Here is a 15675-nt window from a genome sequence, read left to right as displayed (position 1 = left end):
AATTATAGGTGGCGGCTGGGCAGGTTGAGCAGTCCATCAAGAACAACAGCATATTATTATTTAAGCAATTCAATCTTTATAGTGTTGTTTTCAGAATCCCAAATAACTGATTTTACAATAGTTTTAATGTATTTCTTTTTAAGTGCAATATCATCATCCAAATAAACAAACTGCATAATTTGATTATGCAAAACATCAACATTATTGTCATTTAAATTATTAATAAGTTTTTTTCTTTCTAGAATTAATAAGTCTTCTTTAAGATTACGATTAATAACTGATAATTCTTCTATCTTTTTAGTTATAAATAACGAAGCGTCATTACTTAACAGTGTAAGTTTATCAACCAAATTATCAATAGCTTTATTGTTTAATGATATTTTTTTATCTATTTGCTTAATTTCTATGTCCACATCAACATCTTTTTTATTGCTCTTTAAACATCTTTTTAGATACTCTTTGTCTAAGTACTGCTTAATAGTTTCAAAAACATATTTTTCTGCAATATCTACTTTAAGAAATTTACTACAACCTTTAGTGCGACATCTAAAATAAAATATCCTTGTTCCATTCTTTCTCCTATGCCCAGGCTGTATAATCATATTTGAACCACACTTACATCTAACTAATCCAGATAAAAAAGAATAATTACTTTCTCTAGGATGTGGGTTAGTACAATTTTCTTCTAATTTCTGATGTACCTTCAGCCACAACTCCAAATCAACGATTGGTTGATGCATAGAGGTAGCAACAAATTTCTCACTGCTAATTGTCACTTTCTTTCCCTTAATTCTTGGCCTACGATTATATGGTAAAAAACCACAACCATTAGGTTCACCATATACAATATATCCTAAGCTCTCTAAATGCTTAATAGACTCTTTAGTCGCACGTAAGTATGTAGGATTAGTCAATATGTTTTGTATAGTCTTAATTGGGTAATTTAGGCCTTTGTTTTTGAAATATTTACTAATTTTATAGGTAGAATAACTGTTGCTATACAATTCAAACATTTCTTTAATATCTTTTGATTTATCCTCAATTAATTCTAAATAAGTAACCTTTTTTCCCATTTCCAAAACTTTTATAGTAGAGTAGCCAGTAGGAGGTGTGCCACCACTCCAACGACCTATTTTAGCTAATTCCTTCATATTATCCTTAACACGTTGAGCAATATTCATACGTTCCATTTCAGCAAAAGAAGCGAGTAGAAGCATCATCATTTTACCTGCAGCAGTTCGAGGGTCAAATCCTTCCGTAATACTAACAAGTTGAACACCCATGGTTTCAAGCTCATCATAAATATTCACAAAATCAACTATATTCCTAGCAATACGATCTATTTTATATACAGCAATAACATCAAATTGTTTTATCTTCACTAACTCCATCATTCGCTGAAAAGATGGTCTATTAGTATTCCCACCAGTAAATCCTTCATCTTCAAATATTTCAAATTTACAATTATTTTCTTGTCTCATAAAATAATCTTTACATAATTTAACTTGGTTTTTAACACTTTCACCCTTACCAGTATCAATAGATTTCCTAGAGTATATAGCTATATTCATAAATAACAATCCTTTCATACTTATTCTTGAAAATATTGTATCATAAATACATTTTAATAAATAGGTTATATATTCAGTATATCCTTAATGATACTAATATCACTTTTGTTATGAATAATAAAATATTGATCACGTCCTAAAAGCCAGTCGGTAGAAATATGTAGAGTGTCAGCGATATGAACTAAAGCATTTGTATTAGGAATTCTGTTACCATTTTCCCAGTTTTGATATGTTCTAAAGTTAACTTGTAAAATATCTGAAAATTTTTCTTGAGTTAAATTTAGACTTTCTCTGATATAGATTAGACGGTTTCCGATTATATTCGACATAATTTTTCACTCCTTTTGCTATATTATAACATAGCAAAAACGAAAGAATGAGTGGTATAATTTTCAATAAAAGTAGCATAAATCAATAAAAAAATCACAAATTTATACGTCATAGTTTCGTGACAAAATACGTCAAAATGGCTATTTGACAGTATTTAAGATAAGTTTTATACTAATATTAAATATTTAAAGAAAGTAATGTTACTCAGCTGACAGAAGGGGGATAATCTTGTGAAGCATTTTCATTTTGGAGTAAATTATTTTGAGCAAATTGTTATTGACTATGAAGTTTACTATAATTTGGATTTTAATGGAGAGTTATATAAAATTAATAAAGACAAAAAATAAAATTAGGACTAGAATAATCCTAGTCCTATTAATTTGCTTTTTTACTCCTCACAAACTCAACGAACCGCAATATTTCTTTAACCTCGGCTTCCCCCAGGTCAGAAACATCAATAATATTTGTAGTATCCTTATTAACAGGCGCATCCTTCTTTTTAAAACTAAAATATGTAGTAATAGTACCAGTCAGCATACCAATAAAACCAATACCAGCAAGCATCAATATAGATGCAACAATCCTTCCTAATGAAGTACTTGGAGAAATATCACCATATCCAACAGTTGTAGTAGTTACAAAACTCCACCAAACAGCATCACCTAAGCTATCAACTGTTTGTCCCTTTTCAATTATATAAATAGAAATAGCACCTATTATAACAATAGAAAAAGTAATATATATATTATAAATAAAGCCATTAGTACGCAAAAATTTATTAACTTTTTTTGCAAATTTCTTAGAGAAGGCAACAAATCTAATTAATCTAACCGTTTTAAATAGTTTAGTTAACCTAGTCATTTTAGTAAGCCTTAATAATCTTGTCACTCGTAAAACTCTAAACATTGAATTAAAAGGTATTATTGCTATTAAATCAAGAATGTTGCTTTTAAAAAATTCTTTTTTATTTTTTGCTAAAAATAATCTAGTAAAATAATCAATAGTAAATATTATTAGGATAGATTTGTCTAAATAGACTAATATATAATTATCAGGAGAAAGTTTACCACAAATATCAATAAATGCAATAGTAACAGCAATTAGAGCTAATATTGCTATAACAATATCATATAAAACAGTTATTTTTTTATTTTTAGTTAAACAAAGCATTGCTTGTCCTCCTATCAAAAACCTTCTATTGGTAACATATATTCAATAATACATTTATAGAATATATAGGTAACGGAATAGCAAAAAAAATAATAACCCATTGAGTTATTACTTTTTTAATCCTTTAATAACTTTTAGCAACTTCTCAACATCCTCAGGTGGTATTTCATTATCTTTAAAACTTTTTGCCAAGGCTATATATTGAACACCTAACTCTTTTAATTCATCAGGTATTATAGCTGGTTTTGTATCTGAATCTATTAATAAATAATCTGTAGATATATCGAAAATTTTTGCAATTTTTACGATTAGCTCTACATCAGGTGTTCGTCTCCCTTGTTCGTATAAACCAATAGCAGCAGGAGTTAAACCTAGTTTTTCAGCTAAATCTTTTTGAGTAAAATTATATTTTTTCCTTAAATCTTTTAATTTAGTACCAAACATCATGATTCCTCCAAACAATTTCATATACTAAATTATAACATTTAGTATACTTTAATAAAAGAAACTAAACAAAATGTATATAAATCACTTGACACTATACAATTTGTATATTATTATATAGATATACAGAATGTATAGTAAAAGGAGATGATACTATAAAACGCAATAATTTAAAAAAACTTAGAAAAGAAAGAGGATTAACTCAAAAGCAAATTGCTGAACATTTTGAAATAACAACCGTATTTTATGGAATGATTGAAAGAGGCGAAAGAAATCCTACTTTAGATTTAGCAAAACAAATATCTGTTTTTTTTAAAACCACTATAGAAAATATTTTTTTTAAACAATAACTATACACATTGTATAGTTATTGAACAACAAAATGCCTAATCATTTATTAACATTATCGCATATATCATAGAGATTTAAAGAGTTAATTTATACCAATTAGCATTTTGAAATGGGTTAAATGAGAGTAAAAATTTAAAAGAAAGGAGAAATAACAAATGTCAAATAAGCAATTGTCAAAACATGAAATATTCGAAATCCTCGAATGTATAAAAGGTGGAGAATCAAACATAAAAGACTTATATAACTTTTATGGTGCTACATGTACAGTAAAAAAAGTTGATGATGTAAACGGCAATAGAACTTATAGAATTACTAGCAGAAACACAAAAGTTATTATTGAATATAGCATAATAAACGAAGCTTCAGGCGAATTGTGGGCTTGGATAGTTAAAAAAGGCAAAAAGATGGATAAACAGCTTGGGATTAATAAGTAAATACAAAAAAGCATTAAAGAATTTAGAAGAAACTATAGCTGTAAAATATGATAATTGATGAAACGTTTTAACATAGGACGAACATCAAGAAGCATACAATGATAGCAGAATTGTATGGAGGTGTAAATGATATGCCTAAGAACAATAAAAACGAAGAAATAAAAGTTATAATTGTAAATCCTGAAGCAATAGAAAAAGCAAAAGAACGTTTTACAGAGTGCGTATATAATTCATATTTGGAAAGAAGCACTACTGATAAAAATATAGAAACAGGTGAGGATTCAATAAAATGGAGGTATTGAAATGGATGAATATGATGCATATTTAGAAGAATTATATGATGAATATTTAGAAGAACTAAAAGAAAAATACATCCAAAGAGGATGCATAGATTATAAACTAACTACCATTGAAGATTTAAAATCTATATATCAAATTGACTGCAATTCTATACATGGTTATAAAAATTTAATAAATCCCAAATTATTTGAGAATTTTATAATCAATTTTTACAACGCTTGGGGTTTAGAGGCTAGAACGACTATAAAACCAATAGCTGTAAAACATTGTAATGATGAATCTAATGGAACATATTTAAGATTTGAATATAAGATATATACACGCAAAGAATGGTTACATGTGAAAAATGCAACAACATGGTACTGATAAAAATAAGGAGGAGCTAAAAGGAGGTATAACACGTGCTACACGAAAAAATCGACCAAGCTGTCAAAAATTCGGACATGCCAATAAGTATTATAGCTGAAAAATGCTTTATTGACGAAAAAGTACTTTACAAAATAAGAAAAGGACAACAACAAGCAACAGCAGACAAAGTTTTGCGTTTGGCAACTGTACTTGATAATGCTGATTTAATTAGGTACCAATGTTCAAGTTGTACTATAGGTGAGAAGTTTCATTTAGTGTGCCTTGATGGAAATATCCGCTCTCAAGGTCATGAAATACTTATGAAAAACAAAACAGAAATCAATGAATTTTTAGCAGTCTATGAACAAATGCTTGAAATACTCTTTGATAAAGATACTTACACAGATGAAGAATTGAACCTAATTGACAAGGGACTTGATGAAGCAATAGACGTAAGACATTGCGTTGAAACTCTAGAACTATGGTATGCCAAGAAGTTTGGTATTGAAAAATTAAATCAGAAGATAGAAGATCATAACGAAAAGTGTATTAAGAATGGTTATGCTAGGGGGTGAAATAGATGTGTAAGATTGAGTTGAATTATAAAGAACTAAGATGTCTAAAAAGGATTATTGTCTTTACAGATCATGAGTTAGAACAATGTTTAAAAGAAGGTATCAAGATTTTAGATTTAAGTAAAGAACTAATGTTAAAAGATGAATGCGACAGACAAATACATCAACATTATAAGAATGTTTTAAAAATTTATTTAACAAGAAAAGAGGAACTTCAAGAAGTAAAAGACTTAGAAGTTAAAATTAAAATGTTTATAAAGTAAAAATATGAAGGGAAAAAGTAAAATGCTAAGGCTGTTTAGAGTCGTAAAAAAGATTAACAACCAAGTATTAGAATCAGCTGATATTGGAGAAATTTTATATCAAAATGAAACAGGGATATATAATGCCTATAATCAAAAAATTTGTGATGTAGAAAGTGAAATAGCTAAGGAATGTATAGAAGAAATAACAAATTAGGACGGTGTATCTTTTTTAGTATAAAAGGTTATGCAGTTAGATAAAGATGGAGGTAACGTATGAAAATTGATGTTGATTATGAGGTTTTGCACAATGCAATTAGAAAATTTAGAAATGGCCAAGAATTAAGTGATATTGAAAAAAAGAGTTTATTAATTTTAATTAGTGCTACTCAAGATGATTACTATCCAAATGAACATGAATATAACAAACAAATTGAAAGAGTAAGAATACTAAAAAATTTAGATTACGACAAAAATCGAAAAAAATGGAATCGAATCATGGAACAATGCACTATTTTTGAAAACGAGTATATGTAAGGAGGTATCATTTTGAAAATTGCATTTAGAGGAAAAGATGGATTGTGTCCATATTTCATAAATAATAAAGACAAGTATTTTATTCAAGATGAGAAAGTAGATGGTGTTTGGAAATATAAGTTGATGTATGTAAGTTTGGAAACTAAAGAAAGAGTTTATGATAACTTTGATACTGCAGAAACATTTACCGAAGCAATGTTAAAAGGAAAACAATATGAAAAATTCTATAGTGATAGCTACAAAAAAACCGTTGGATATAAAACAAAAACTAAGTTTTACATCATAAAAAACAATAACCTTACAATAAGAATGGTACCTATAAACCTGTCTAGTCTTTTTGATAGCTATAGAGAATGCTTAGAATTTTCCAAAGATTATGTTCGTAAACAACTAGGTGAACAGCTATCGTTTTTTAAAGGTTCAAATAAATGAAAGGGGTGAAAATGTGAACGCTATTTTGTGTCTATATGTAGGCAAAGTTAAAGATTTAGAAATAAAAAAAGCGACTCTCTCGAGCCACCAACCTAATTCAATTATAGCAAACAATGTAAACTAATACAAGGGTAAATAAGGAGGAGAAAAACTTGATTATTGGAGTAGATAAAGGTTCAGCATATACCAAAACTAGCAAAGGTATAAAAATCAAAAGTACTATTAGAGATTGGAATGAGAACGATATTAGACTTAGTGGTGATGATACAAAGCTTGTTGAAATATTTGGTCGTAAATTAGTTATTGGAGGTACTGGTAGCTTTTCTACAGATTTACTTAAATCACAGCATGAAAATACCAAAATATTAACTTATACAGCTATAGCTGAAAGCTTCAATCAGGATTATATAAAAACTAATATGGTAATTGGTTTTCCTATTGGCTTGTATTCAAGAAATAAAGCAGATATGAAAAATTTATTTCCTACAAATGAATTAGTTGAAATATCAATCAATTCTAAAAAAAAATTTATTGTTTTTGAAAATGTAGAAGTTTTTCCAGAAGCTGCTGGAATTTACTATCTACTTAATGTTAAAGATGCTTTAATAATTGATATTGGAGGTTTGAGTGTAGATATTGCTTATTTTAAGAACGGTAAATTAATTAAACATAGAACATATCCAATGGGCATATTGAAGCTCTATTCTAAAATTGCTAATCATCTTAATTCCAGCTATGATTTAGATCTTTCCGAATGGGATATTGAAGATGTATTAGTTAATGGGTTAGAGCTATGTGGCAAGAAAGTTGATCTTAATACAGACCCTATAATAATCAATCATGTCAATGAAATAGTGGAGAAAATCAAGTTGGAGTTTCCAATAAAGACAATAAGTAATGTTTTCTTTGCAGGGGGTGGAGGTAAAATGTTATTTTATAAATTTAAGAAGTTTATATCTCAAAGTAAATTAGTTGAAAAATCACAAATTGCTAATGCTAAAGCTTTTGAAGAAATAGCAAAAAAAATATTTAGCAAGTAGAAAATGTTATGTTAAAAATTTATATAGATGAAAATGTATTTAATAACGCAATAGCTCCATACAAAAGAAAAAATTATGTTTTCACTAAACTAGAAGCTTATTTATATATTTTAATTGCAATTGAGAAACAAGAGAGCTTTAGAACCAAAATATATACTTTATCAAAAGAATGGAACTGGAGTAGAAATAAAGTCAGAAAATTTTTAGATGATTTAGTTATTGATAATAAGATTATTATTTCAAAGGGCACTGAAAATAACATTCAAATTCTTGCTAATATCAATAATTATAAAAAATTAAGAGACAACAAAAAAGACAGTCAAAAGGACAGTACAAAGGACACTAAAAAAGACACACTAACTACTGTTAATAACAGTATATACAAGGATTTAAGAGACAGCGAAAAGGACAGTATAAAAGACAATCAAAAGGACATTAAAAAAGACAGTGAAATTAATATTGATGTAAGTAGTATTAATGAAATATTGAACATGTAAGGCGGTGAATAATTACGAAGAGGATATTTGTTTTAAATGAACCTAATGCTCCAAGGCTTAACCCTGCATTAGCAAATGAAATAGGACTGAACGAAAGCATAATACTTTTACAAATTGAGTATTGGATTTCAATTAGCAATAACATACAAGATGGGTTTAATTGGACATACCAAAGCTTAAACGATTTTAAGAGAACATTCCCATTTTGGAGTAAAGCAACAATCAACAGAGCATTGAAAAAACTAATAGATAGCAATTATTTACTAGAAGGTAACTATAATAAAAAAAAATATGACAAAACACGCTGGTTTACACTTGGTTATCAAAAGTTATATGAATTAAAATCAATAAAAATACAAGGGGATGAAACACGCTCGGCTCAAAATGAAACACGCTCAGCTCAAAGTGAAACACGCTCGACTCAAAATGAAACAACGATACCAGAGACTACTACAGAGACTACTACAAAGATTACTACAAAAAACATAATACAGCAAATTAAAAATTTGCGTTTGAGGTATTCGGATGAACAAATTAAAACTATAGATTCATATTTAGATATTTTAAGATGGACCAGAAAACATGGCAAAATAGCAGACAGTGTAATTATAAAAATATACGAGAAATGGACCGAGTATAAACCAGAAGTAGTAATATATGCACTTGAAATATATATAAACAACCCAAAACATCATGACAAAAAAGAAAACTATGCTTATGGCATTATGCGAAATACAACAGCAGAGCAAATAGCAGATAAAAAAAATAAATCACAATCAATCAAAAATACAAATGCCGGCAATCAATTCAAAACAAAATTCCACAACTTTAAGCATACGACTACTAAGTACAACGATGATGAATTACAGGATAAGCTAAATAAAAATTTAGAAAAGAAATTGAAACGGATCAATGGGGGTTTAAAAAATGACTGACTTAGAAACAGCTGATTTATATGAAAAAGCTATTGATAAATTTGGTATGGTCGAACAGCTTGTAGTAGCTATAGAAGAACTAGCAGAGCTACAAAAAGAGATAACAAAAGCAATAAGGGGCAAAGCAAATATTAAGAACATGACAGAAGAAATTGCTGACGTATTGATTATGATAGATCAAGTGACAAGGATGTATTTCATAGAAAATAAAGATATTGAAGTAGCTAAAGATTATAAGTTGAACATATTGAAAGAGATTGTGGAAAAGAGGGATTGATATTGAAAACTATAAAGGTGATGTGCTTAGAATGTGGTGGGGTTAACATAGTTGAATTTCAAAAAGAATTAACACCACAAACAAAAAGCGTAGAAATCTTCTGTGCGAATTGTGGGCGAAAAATAGAAGTGAGATTACAGTAAGGAGGATAAGATGGGTTATTGGGTAGAAAAGGTAAATACTTCACCAAAGCAAAAGAAAATCAAAGTAGCTCTTGAAAAACTAGGACACACAAATGTTGAGGTATGGTGGGAAAATATTAGCTCAGCGCCAATAATGTGTGGACCAGAAGGAGGATTTAGTTTTCACAGCGACCAAGAAACAATATGCGGATTAGGCTATTCGTATAAAGAAGCTATGGAAGCCATAGAAACATGGGAATGGTTAAAAGTTATTAAGTAATCTAAATTACGATGATAAAGGTGATGAATAAAAATGGATAAAAAATTATTAGCATACCCAAAGAAAAACAATAAAGGCAAGTGGAATGTTGAAGTTGAAACAGATAGCGGTAAATTGTTAATTGGCCACATGATAGATAACATATTTATGGAATATGATGAATGGGAAAATGAGCAGGAAGCTATTGAATTTATTGATGGACATGAAGGATTGAAATTATTAAAAAAGGAGTGTAAATAATGAATAATTTAGAAAATAGTATAAAAGATTGTATATCAAAAGAATTAGAAAAGGGGATTATAGAAAAGGTTATTAGCGACAAACTAGAAAAATGCATTGAAAGTGCATTGGAAGACATGTTCGGTTGGCGTGGAGAAGTTAAAAAAGTAATAGATAGTAAAATTAAGTCAGTTATGATCCCGTATTTGGAAGACTACGACTATTCGGAATATATTACAAAACTAGATTCTGTTTTAGTTGATGTTTTGAAAAATTCAACCACAGAAAATAAAAAATTATTAGAAAACTTTAAAGAATTAATGTCAGTTAATGAGATCCCCAAAAAGATGAAAATAACGGACCTGTTTAAGAAATGGTGCGATTATTGCGAAGAAAAAGTAGATAGAAGCAATCTTGAATTTGATTTTGATGGAACATATATAAGCTTAAGTTTTGAAGTTGAAGAAATAAGCATCAATTGGAGCAATTGCGACAAAAGGATTGTAAAATTTGAATGCGAAGAAGACGACAGTATGAATATCGAGTTCATAATTAACCGATGGACTAAAATCGATGAAAATTTTACGTTGAATTGGAATAAAATCCATGATTTGAAATCTTTAAAGCATTTAAGTGAATTTGATATGTTAATGATGAACATAGATCAGGCTTATTGCAAGATTGAAATTGACAAAGAATGTGATTCAGATGAAAGATTTATAGAATACGAAGAGTAGGAGGACAAGTCATGAGTAAATATTATTGGAACTTTAACCAAGATGAAGAGTTTTGGCATAATTCAGAAGATACCATTGAAAATTGTATTGAAGAAGCAAAGCAAAATTGCGAAGAAGGCGAGCATGAATTTTTATATATTGGGGTTATTGAATATCATATACCAGTAATTAGCGGAGAAGATATCATAGATAATTTAAGAGACCAAGCTTATGACGAATGCGGAGAACGTTGTGATGGGTGGTTAGATGGAGCAGACGAAGAAAATCTTGAAACCAAACTCAATGAAGTTTTACAAGAGTGGCTAAAAGAAACAAAACAACAACCATCATTTGGCAAATTTTCGGAAATATATTGCTATGAATTAAATACAGGCAAGAAGGTTGAACAACAGTAGAAAGGAAGGATTATAATGAATAGCGTGCTATTAATAGGCAGATTAACAGCTAATCCAGAACTAAGATTTTTACCAGGCAATGGAATTGCTGTAACTAGATTTTCATTAGCAGTAGATAAAGACCTATCAAAAGAGAAAAAAGCTGAAGCAGAAAGATTAGGTAAACCTACAGCAGACTTTCCCAAAATAGTTGTCTGGGATAGACAAGCAGAAAATTGCGCTAATTATCTTGCAAAAGGGCGATTAGTAGCAATACAAGGAAGAATACAAACAGGGAGCTATAAAACAATAGAAGGTTACAAAAGGTACACCACTGAGGTAGTTGCTGAAAGAGTAAAATTCTTAGATTATGGAAACAGACAGCAAAATAATTATGATGCTACAGGTGGTTTTCAGCCAGTTGATGATGAAGATATACCGTTTTAATTAGATATAAATTGGTGGATAAATAATTAAATCAGGAGGATAAATATGAGAATTTATGAAACTTGTTACGATGGTAATCGGTGCACTTTTAATGCATTAAGAGGTGCAAAAGATATGCTGTTATGTAACATTAAATATAGTGAAGAATTTACAGAAGAAGAATATCACAAATATGAAAAAGAAATCAATGAATTAACAGAGGGAGATTTAGAAAACGAACCATACCATGCTAAAGAGTATTCTTTAGAAATTGGAGGAATGAACGAAGAAGAATTTAATAATCTTCCTGAGTTTGAAGGTTATTAAACATTTAACGAGGTGAGAACATGCCAAGTGGATGCATATTAGGAATATGCCCAATATGTAAAGAACTGATATGGGAAGATGAAAAACCTATATTTAAAGATACATTTTACCATGAAGATTGCTTGGATAAATTACCATACGGAAAAGATACAAAAAATATAAGACTTAGTTTATTAGAAAACAAAATCAAAAAAATAGAAAAATCAATAAATAAGCTTAATGACAAAATAGATATTATTAAATCAGAAATAAAAATAATTAAAGAAGAATAATAAAAAAAATAGGAGGGATGGGACATGCAGAATACCCTTGGAGATCTAAATAATCATCTTTTTGCACAACTTGAAAGATTAGGGGATGAAGAAATAAAGGGAGAAAAACTCCAGGAAGAAATAACAAGAGCTAAAGCGATAAATAAAGTTGCTAAACAAATAATATCAAACGGATTTTTAGTCTTGGAAGCTAAAAAAATGATGGATGATAAAATGGACGCTAATGCTAAATTACCAAAAATGCTGGAGGCCTAAATATGTTTCACAGCTACACAAAAGAAGAAAAAAAGTTTATTGCTGACAATGTAAAAGGTAATGGAAATAAAAAATTAACAGAAATGTTTAATAAGCAATTCAACTTAAATTTAGATATATCTCAAATAAGAGCACATAAGAAAAACCACTCTTTAAGCAGTGGATTAGATGGTAGATTTAAAAAAGGACATACCCCATTCAATAAAGGGAAAAAAGGTATCAATATTGGCGGAAAGACTACACAGTTTAAAAAAGGGCATAAACCTTATAACTATAGACCAATAGGCTTTGAAAGAATAACAGTAGATGGATATACAGAAGTTAAAGTAGCAGAGCCTAATAAATGGAGATTAAAACAACAATTAATATGGGAAAAACAAAATGGACCTGTACCAGATAATCATGTTGTTATATTTGGTGATAGAGATAAACGCAATTTTGACATAAATAATCTAATTCTTGTATCTAGACAACAGTTATTAATACTAAACAGAAACAAGTTAATACAAAAAAATGCAGATTTAACACGTGTTGGGATAGTTATTGCAGATGTACAACAGAAGATAAGTGATAGAAAAAAATCAGGAGGTAAATATGTTCATAGTTATTGAAATAGATAACGAGTTCACGCTAGGAATAGATCAGAGCAAAGGCATGAAAGGTATAAGGTTAGGATTTATTGCTATACACATAGTAAATCTTAAGTTTGAAACATTTATAAAAAAAGTATCGAAATACCTAGATTAAAAATGTTTAAAGGGGATGGAAAAATGAGTATAGAAGTAGCTGCTTATGCATTCAGGGGAATAATAAGACACTTAAACGGTGATCAAGAAGAATTTTCAAGACTAACATCTATAGCAATGCAAGAATATAGAAATATTGAATACAACAAAAAATCAATATGTAGTATAGGTGAGATATTACCTAAAGAAACAAAAGAACAACTATACACAGTTGCAGGGGGTATAAACTGATGGAATATAAACAAGGTGAGAAAGTTTCAGTGATATATAAATATAAATACAAAAAGAAAAACACTACTAAAAAAGGAACTATAGCAGGGATTACAGATAAATTTGTAATCGTCCAATTTAAGCAGTACAAAGAATGTTTCTTAATAAAAGATATTGAAACAGGTCTTGTAAAAATCGAAAAAAAGGTTAAAGCAGCATGAATTTTGAACAGGGGTTAAGAGAATCTATAAGAGAATTAGCTAACAAAAACAACATGACTGATAAAGATATTGTTTTAATAGGGATAAAGCTATTAAAGGGGGAAAACAATGAGTAAATTAAAAGAATACGAATGTGTTAATTGCGGTTTTCGAGCTTGGTCAATAAGGAATGTTGCAAAATGTGAAAAGTGCGGATCAGTAGTTTTATGTACCGAACCAACAGTTATAGTAGATAAAGAAGGGAGATTAAGCAAGCGTGAACGCATATTGTAATAGAACAACACAAAATCACAATAGAAAATCATTAGTTTATTATGAAATATTCATTACAATTTTAGCTTTAGTAGCTGTGGTTACAACGGTGTTAGATAAAATGGAAAAGCTTAATGATATGATTTTGATAATATTTGCAATAGATTATATTGGCAGACTCATTGTATCAGAGAATAAACTTAAATTTATAAAGAGTAATGTATTAGATCTAATAGCGATCATTCCATTCAATTCATTATTTAGAGCTTTTAGAGTTGTAAAGTTACTAAAGCTTGTAAAAATAATAAAAATAACAAAAGCAACTAAGCTATTAAGAATACTTAACTATACAAAGAAGTTTCATAAAAACACAAAAAAATTCTTAAATACTAATGGATTTAAATATATGATATATATTACTATTGCAATTGTTTTCGTAGGCTCTATAGTAATCTATGCAGTAGAAAAAGGCGACATAATAAAAACTTATAATGATGCTGTATGGTTGAGTTTTACAAGTGTGACACTGTTTGGTTATGAGGGGGTCGAACAGATGTCAATGGCAGGAAAAATAATTTGTGGAGTACTAGCATTAATAGGAGTAATATTCACAGGCTCATTTACAGCAACGCTTATAAAGTATATAGATGAAAAAAAGAATAATAATAGTAATGGTAATGATGAAGAGAAAGTTACAAGTATTGATATATCAACACTTTCTCAAGATGAACAAAAAGAAGTAATAGAATATATAGAGTATATCAGATTCAAAAAAAGCATTTAAGGAGGTTACATTTATGGTTACATCTATAAAGAAAAAAGGAGCACTAGAAAATAAAATAAATAATTTTATTGACAATGTATTAAACATAGCACAAACACAAGGTAAATTAGATTATATAGATATTGAGATTAGTAACCACAATGGCACATTACAAATGAATTATAAACTTAGAGATAGAAAAAAAGCATATTAAGGTCCTACTGGACGTCCAGCGGACACTCTTAGAATTACTAGGAGTGTCTATTTTCATTTATTAGAAACATGGGGGAGGAAGTTATGTATAGAAAAATTGAAGAAATATTATATAGTCACTATGAAAAGAAAAATAAGATTAATAGATTAAAGAACAGATTATCAAGAATTGATAATAGAATAAAAGTTTTAAAGCAAGATATAAAAGAGTGTAATATTGAAATGCAGGACACTATGAAATCTATGGATTATTCAAAGAATAGTAGAAATTCTAATAAAGTATCTATCATAGAGATTGAATTAGAACGAGCATTTAATGTATTAGAAAAAAGAATAAAAACTGCATATCACAACAAATACAAGCTAATAAATAGAATTAGAGATTTAGAAAAGAGAATTGAAAATATAGATATAGTATTAAATGAGCTAGATGAAGAAGAGTTGCAACTAGTAGAATATAAGTATAATGATAAATATGGATGGATAAAAATATCAAAAATACAACATTGTAGTACTGCAACTATATACAGAAAAAAAGACAAGATCATAGAGTATTTATCAAACGAATTAATAAAATGAGAAACATTTGAGAAACTTTTGAGAAAAAACAGTCAATATTGTATGTTATAATGTGTATTGTAAAAGTTCATCAAAAAAATAAGAGCTACTGAGAAGTAGTTCTTTTATTTATTTCCCCAATACGGTTGACAAGTATATATATTGAATTGTATTCTTAAAATGAAATAGAAATTTATATACTAAATAGTAATAAGTT

34 protein-coding genes are annotated in these 15675 nt (G+C 28.7%); 30 read left to right on the top strand and 4 right to left on the bottom strand.

All coding sequences use genetic code 11. The features are described from left to right. Positions 1–56: 56 nt before the first annotated feature. The 4 genes from AYC61_RS08770 to AYC61_RS08755 all read right to left on the bottom strand — a co-directional run bounded on the left by AYC61_RS08770 (position 57) and on the right by AYC61_RS08755 (position 3515). Complete coding sequence (locus tag AYC61_RS08770) at positions 57–1571, bottom strand: recombinase family protein (protein ID WP_066500052.1); 1515 nt, start codon at positions 1569–1571, stop codon at positions 57–59. A 65-nt stretch (positions 1572–1636) separates the two neighbouring features. Next, the gene (locus AYC61_RS08765) at positions 1637–1900 is read right to left on the bottom strand and encodes a helix-turn-helix domain-containing protein (protein WP_066500049.1); all 264 of its coding nucleotides are present in this window, start codon (positions 1898–1900) and stop codon (positions 1637–1639) included. Positions 1901–2276: 376 nt separating this feature from the next. Then, positions 2277–3071, bottom strand: a complete 795-nt coding sequence (locus tag AYC61_RS08760) for an ion transporter (RefSeq protein WP_066500038.1) — start codon at positions 3069–3071, stop codon at positions 2277–2279. Between the two features lie 108 nt (positions 3072–3179). Beyond that, complete coding sequence (locus AYC61_RS08755; protein ID WP_082759869.1) at positions 3180–3515, bottom strand: helix-turn-helix domain-containing protein; 336 nt, start codon at positions 3513–3515, stop codon at positions 3180–3182. A 101-nt stretch (positions 3516–3616) separates the two neighbouring features. Between AYC61_RS08755 and AYC61_RS22190 the strand changes: the two genes are divergently transcribed. The 30 genes from AYC61_RS22190 (at position 3617) to AYC61_RS08630 (ending at position 15479) form a co-directional block, all read left to right on the top strand. Next, positions 3617–3865, top strand: a complete 249-nt coding sequence (locus AYC61_RS22190; RefSeq protein WP_338026032.1) for a helix-turn-helix transcriptional regulator — start codon at positions 3617–3619, stop codon at positions 3863–3865. 156 nt (positions 3866–4021) lie between these two features. Beyond that, entirely contained in the window at positions 4022–4300 is a 279-nt protein-coding gene (locus AYC61_RS08750; protein ID WP_066500036.1) for a hypothetical protein, read from the top strand. Positions 4301–4431: 131 nt separating this feature from the next. Further along, positions 4432–4602 carry a hypothetical protein gene (locus AYC61_RS08745; protein WP_162265458.1) on the top strand — a complete coding sequence of 57 codons (171 nt, stop codon included), beginning with the start codon at positions 4432–4434 and terminating at the stop codon, positions 4600–4602. Position 4603: 1 nt separating this feature from the next. After that, complete coding sequence (locus AYC61_RS08740) at positions 4604–4966, top strand: hypothetical protein (RefSeq protein WP_066500028.1); 363 nt, start codon at positions 4604–4606, stop codon at positions 4964–4966. A gap of 35 nt (positions 4967–5001) precedes the next feature. After that, positions 5002–5523 carry a hypothetical protein gene (locus AYC61_RS08735; RefSeq protein ID WP_066500025.1) on the top strand — a complete coding sequence of 174 codons (522 nt, stop codon included), beginning with the start codon at positions 5002–5004 and terminating at the stop codon, positions 5521–5523. A 5-nt stretch (positions 5524–5528) separates the two neighbouring features. Beyond that, positions 5529–5786, top strand: coding sequence for a hypothetical protein (locus tag AYC61_RS08730; RefSeq protein ID WP_066500023.1), 258 nt, complete (start codon positions 5529–5531; stop codon positions 5784–5786). 4 nt (positions 5787–5790) lie between these two features. After that, positions 5791–5982 (top strand): hypothetical protein, encoded by a 192-nt coding sequence (locus tag AYC61_RS21215; protein ID WP_156456410.1) that lies wholly within the window; start codon positions 5791–5793, stop codon positions 5980–5982. 59 nt (positions 5983–6041) lie between these two features. Then, a complete protein-coding gene (locus AYC61_RS08725) occupies positions 6042–6302 on the top strand; it encodes a hypothetical protein (RefSeq protein ID WP_066500019.1) in 261 nt (86 codons plus the stop codon). Between the two features lie 12 nt (positions 6303–6314). Then, the gene (locus tag AYC61_RS08720) at positions 6315–6734 is read left to right on the top strand and encodes a hypothetical protein (protein WP_066500017.1); all 420 of its coding nucleotides are present in this window, start codon (positions 6315–6317) and stop codon (positions 6732–6734) included. Positions 6735–6886: 152 nt separating this feature from the next. Continuing rightward, on the top strand, positions 6887–7774 hold the full coding sequence (locus AYC61_RS08715; RefSeq protein ID WP_066500016.1) for a ParM/StbA family protein: 888 nt from the start codon (positions 6887–6889) through the stop codon (positions 7772–7774). Between the two features lie 8 nt (positions 7775–7782). Continuing rightward, a complete protein-coding gene (locus tag AYC61_RS08710; RefSeq protein WP_066500014.1) occupies positions 7783–8271 on the top strand; it encodes a hypothetical protein in 489 nt (162 codons plus the stop codon). Positions 8272–8504: 233 nt separating this feature from the next. Then, the gene (locus AYC61_RS08705) at positions 8505–9206 is read left to right on the top strand and encodes a hypothetical protein (RefSeq protein WP_066500010.1); all 702 of its coding nucleotides are present in this window, start codon (positions 8505–8507) and stop codon (positions 9204–9206) included. Further along, a complete protein-coding gene (locus AYC61_RS08700; RefSeq protein WP_066500007.1) occupies positions 9199–9483 on the top strand; it encodes a nucleoside triphosphate pyrophosphohydrolase family protein in 285 nt (94 codons plus the stop codon). The genes AYC61_RS08705 and AYC61_RS08700 overlap by 8 nt, the downstream gene beginning before the upstream one ends. A gap of 2 nt (positions 9484–9485) precedes the next feature. After that, positions 9486–9626, top strand: coding sequence for a hypothetical protein (locus AYC61_RS21210; protein ID WP_156456409.1), 141 nt, complete (start codon positions 9486–9488; stop codon positions 9624–9626). Positions 9627–9636: 10 nt separating this feature from the next. Then, positions 9637–9885 (top strand): hypothetical protein, encoded by a 249-nt coding sequence (locus AYC61_RS08695; RefSeq protein ID WP_066500004.1) that lies wholly within the window; start codon positions 9637–9639, stop codon positions 9883–9885. 33 nt (positions 9886–9918) lie between these two features. Further along, entirely contained in the window at positions 9919–10125 is a 207-nt protein-coding gene (locus AYC61_RS08690; RefSeq protein ID WP_066500001.1) for a hypothetical protein, read from the top strand. Next, the gene (locus AYC61_RS08685) at positions 10125–10841 is read left to right on the top strand and encodes a hypothetical protein (protein ID WP_066499998.1); all 717 of its coding nucleotides are present in this window, start codon (positions 10125–10127) and stop codon (positions 10839–10841) included. The genes AYC61_RS08690 and AYC61_RS08685 overlap by 1 nt, the downstream gene beginning before the upstream one ends. 11 nt (positions 10842–10852) lie before the next feature. Beyond that, complete coding sequence (locus AYC61_RS08680) at positions 10853–11236, top strand: hypothetical protein (RefSeq protein WP_066499990.1); 384 nt, start codon at positions 10853–10855, stop codon at positions 11234–11236. A 15-nt stretch (positions 11237–11251) separates the two neighbouring features. After that, the gene (locus AYC61_RS08675; protein ID WP_066499988.1) at positions 11252–11662 is read left to right on the top strand and encodes a single-stranded DNA-binding protein; all 411 of its coding nucleotides are present in this window, start codon (positions 11252–11254) and stop codon (positions 11660–11662) included. A 45-nt stretch (positions 11663–11707) separates the two neighbouring features. Further along, positions 11708–11968 (top strand): hypothetical protein, encoded by a 261-nt coding sequence (locus AYC61_RS08670; RefSeq protein WP_066499987.1) that lies wholly within the window; start codon positions 11708–11710, stop codon positions 11966–11968. A gap of 20 nt (positions 11969–11988) precedes the next feature. Then, positions 11989–12240, top strand: coding sequence for a hypothetical protein (locus tag AYC61_RS08665; RefSeq protein WP_066499984.1), 252 nt, complete (start codon positions 11989–11991; stop codon positions 12238–12240). A 24-nt stretch (positions 12241–12264) separates the two neighbouring features. Then, positions 12265–12495: a hypothetical protein gene (locus AYC61_RS08660; RefSeq protein ID WP_066499982.1), complete on the top strand. Its 231-nt coding sequence runs from the start codon at positions 12265–12267 to the stop codon at positions 12493–12495. Between the two features lie 2 nt (positions 12496–12497). Beyond that, the gene (locus AYC61_RS08655) at positions 12498–13106 is read left to right on the top strand and encodes an HNH endonuclease signature motif containing protein (protein WP_066499979.1); all 609 of its coding nucleotides are present in this window, start codon (positions 12498–12500) and stop codon (positions 13104–13106) included. Continuing rightward, the gene (locus AYC61_RS21205) at positions 13090–13242 is read left to right on the top strand and encodes a hypothetical protein (protein WP_156456408.1); all 153 of its coding nucleotides are present in this window, start codon (positions 13090–13092) and stop codon (positions 13240–13242) included. Before AYC61_RS08655 ends, AYC61_RS21205 begins: the two co-directional genes overlap by 17 nt. A gap of 23 nt (positions 13243–13265) precedes the next feature. After that, positions 13266–13472: a hypothetical protein gene (locus AYC61_RS08650; RefSeq protein WP_066499976.1), complete on the top strand. Its 207-nt coding sequence runs from the start codon at positions 13266–13268 to the stop codon at positions 13470–13472. Then, complete coding sequence (locus tag AYC61_RS08645; RefSeq protein WP_066499972.1) at positions 13472–13672, top strand: hypothetical protein; 201 nt, start codon at positions 13472–13474, stop codon at positions 13670–13672. The genes AYC61_RS08650 and AYC61_RS08645 overlap by 1 nt, the downstream gene beginning before the upstream one ends. A 108-nt stretch (positions 13673–13780) precedes the next feature. Continuing rightward, positions 13781–13945 carry a DUF7129 domain-containing putative zinc-binding protein gene (locus tag AYC61_RS21200; RefSeq protein ID WP_156456407.1) on the top strand — a complete coding sequence of 55 codons (165 nt, stop codon included), beginning with the start codon at positions 13781–13783 and terminating at the stop codon, positions 13943–13945. Continuing rightward, on the top strand, positions 13929–14708 hold the full coding sequence (locus AYC61_RS08640; RefSeq protein WP_066499966.1) for an ion transporter: 780 nt from the start codon (positions 13929–13931) through the stop codon (positions 14706–14708). The genes AYC61_RS21200 and AYC61_RS08640 overlap by 17 nt, the downstream gene beginning before the upstream one ends. Before the next feature lie 13 nt (positions 14709–14721). Beyond that, complete coding sequence (locus AYC61_RS08635; protein WP_066499955.1) at positions 14722–14901, top strand: hypothetical protein; 180 nt, start codon at positions 14722–14724, stop codon at positions 14899–14901. Positions 14902–14984: 83 nt separating this feature from the next. Then, positions 14985–15479, top strand: coding sequence for a hypothetical protein (locus AYC61_RS08630; protein ID WP_066499949.1), 495 nt, complete (start codon positions 14985–14987; stop codon positions 15477–15479). Positions 15480–15675: the final 196 nt, after the last annotated feature.

Origin of the sequence: Abyssisolibacter fermentans (assembly GCF_001559865.1) — a bacterium.
In the GTDB taxonomy this organism is placed as follows: domain Bacteria; phylum Bacillota; class Clostridia; order Tissierellales; family MCWD3; genus Abyssisolibacter; species Abyssisolibacter fermentans.
The sequence above is the reverse complement of the archived record's forward strand: the minus strand, read 5'-3'. Positions and strand labels throughout refer to the sequence as shown.

Bases quoted from the DNA above. Each gene is read 5' to 3' on its own strand.
- AYC61_RS08770 (WP_066500052.1), bottom strand. From the start codon at position 1,571: ATGAATATAGCTATATACTCTAGGAAATCTATTGATACTGGTAAGGGT.
- AYC61_RS08765 (WP_066500049.1), bottom strand. From the start codon at position 1,900: ATGTCGAATATAATCGGAAACCGTCTAATCTATATCAGAGAAAGTCTA.
- AYC61_RS08760 (WP_066500038.1), bottom strand. From the start codon at position 3,071: ATGCTTTGTTTAACTAAAAATAAAAAAATAACTGTTTTATATGATATT.
- AYC61_RS08755 (WP_082759869.1), bottom strand. From the start codon at position 3,515: ATGTTTGGTACTAAATTAAAAGATTTAAGGAAAAAATATAATTTTACT.
- AYC61_RS08750 (WP_066500036.1), top strand. From the start codon at position 4,022: ATGTCAAATAAGCAATTGTCAAAACATGAAATATTCGAAATCCTCGAA.
- AYC61_RS08745 (WP_162265458.1), top strand. From the start codon at position 4,432: ATGCCTAAGAACAATAAAAACGAAGAAATAAAAGTTATAATTGTAAAT.
- AYC61_RS08740 (WP_066500028.1), top strand. From the start codon at position 4,604: ATGGATGAATATGATGCATATTTAGAAGAATTATATGATGAATATTTA.
- AYC61_RS08730 (WP_066500023.1), top strand. From the start codon at position 5,529: ATGTGTAAGATTGAGTTGAATTATAAAGAACTAAGATGTCTAAAAAGG.
- AYC61_RS21215 (WP_156456410.1), top strand. From the start codon at position 5,791: ATGAAGGGAAAAAGTAAAATGCTAAGGCTGTTTAGAGTCGTAAAAAAG.
- AYC61_RS08725 (WP_066500019.1), top strand. From the start codon at position 6,042: ATGAAAATTGATGTTGATTATGAGGTTTTGCACAATGCAATTAGAAAA.
- AYC61_RS08710 (WP_066500014.1), top strand. From the start codon at position 7,783: ATGTTAAAAATTTATATAGATGAAAATGTATTTAATAACGCAATAGCT.
- AYC61_RS08700 (WP_066500007.1), top strand. From the start codon at position 9,199: ATGACTGACTTAGAAACAGCTGATTTATATGAAAAAGCTATTGATAAA.
- AYC61_RS08695 (WP_066500004.1), top strand. From the start codon at position 9,637: ATGGGTTATTGGGTAGAAAAGGTAAATACTTCACCAAAGCAAAAGAAA.
- AYC61_RS08690 (WP_066500001.1), top strand. From the start codon at position 9,919: ATGGATAAAAAATTATTAGCATACCCAAAGAAAAACAATAAAGGCAAG.
- AYC61_RS08685 (WP_066499998.1), top strand. From the start codon at position 10,125: ATGAATAATTTAGAAAATAGTATAAAAGATTGTATATCAAAAGAATTA.
- AYC61_RS08680 (WP_066499990.1), top strand. From the start codon at position 10,853: ATGAGTAAATATTATTGGAACTTTAACCAAGATGAAGAGTTTTGGCAT.
- AYC61_RS08675 (WP_066499988.1), top strand. From the start codon at position 11,252: ATGAATAGCGTGCTATTAATAGGCAGATTAACAGCTAATCCAGAACTA.
- AYC61_RS08670 (WP_066499987.1), top strand. From the start codon at position 11,708: ATGAGAATTTATGAAACTTGTTACGATGGTAATCGGTGCACTTTTAAT.
- AYC61_RS08665 (WP_066499984.1), top strand. From the start codon at position 11,989: ATGCCAAGTGGATGCATATTAGGAATATGCCCAATATGTAAAGAACTG.
- AYC61_RS08660 (WP_066499982.1), top strand. From the start codon at position 12,265: ATGCAGAATACCCTTGGAGATCTAAATAATCATCTTTTTGCACAACTT.
- AYC61_RS08655 (WP_066499979.1), top strand. From the start codon at position 12,498: ATGTTTCACAGCTACACAAAAGAAGAAAAAAAGTTTATTGCTGACAAT.
- AYC61_RS21205 (WP_156456408.1), top strand. From the start codon at position 13,090: ATGTTCATAGTTATTGAAATAGATAACGAGTTCACGCTAGGAATAGAT.
- AYC61_RS08650 (WP_066499976.1), top strand. From the start codon at position 13,266: ATGAGTATAGAAGTAGCTGCTTATGCATTCAGGGGAATAATAAGACAC.
- AYC61_RS08645 (WP_066499972.1), top strand. From the start codon at position 13,472: ATGGAATATAAACAAGGTGAGAAAGTTTCAGTGATATATAAATATAAA.
- AYC61_RS21200 (WP_156456407.1), top strand. From the start codon at position 13,781: ATGAGTAAATTAAAAGAATACGAATGTGTTAATTGCGGTTTTCGAGCT.
- AYC61_RS08635 (WP_066499955.1), top strand. From the start codon at position 14,722: ATGGTTACATCTATAAAGAAAAAAGGAGCACTAGAAAATAAAATAAAT.
- AYC61_RS08630 (WP_066499949.1), top strand. From the start codon at position 14,985: ATGTATAGAAAAATTGAAGAAATATTATATAGTCACTATGAAAAGAAA.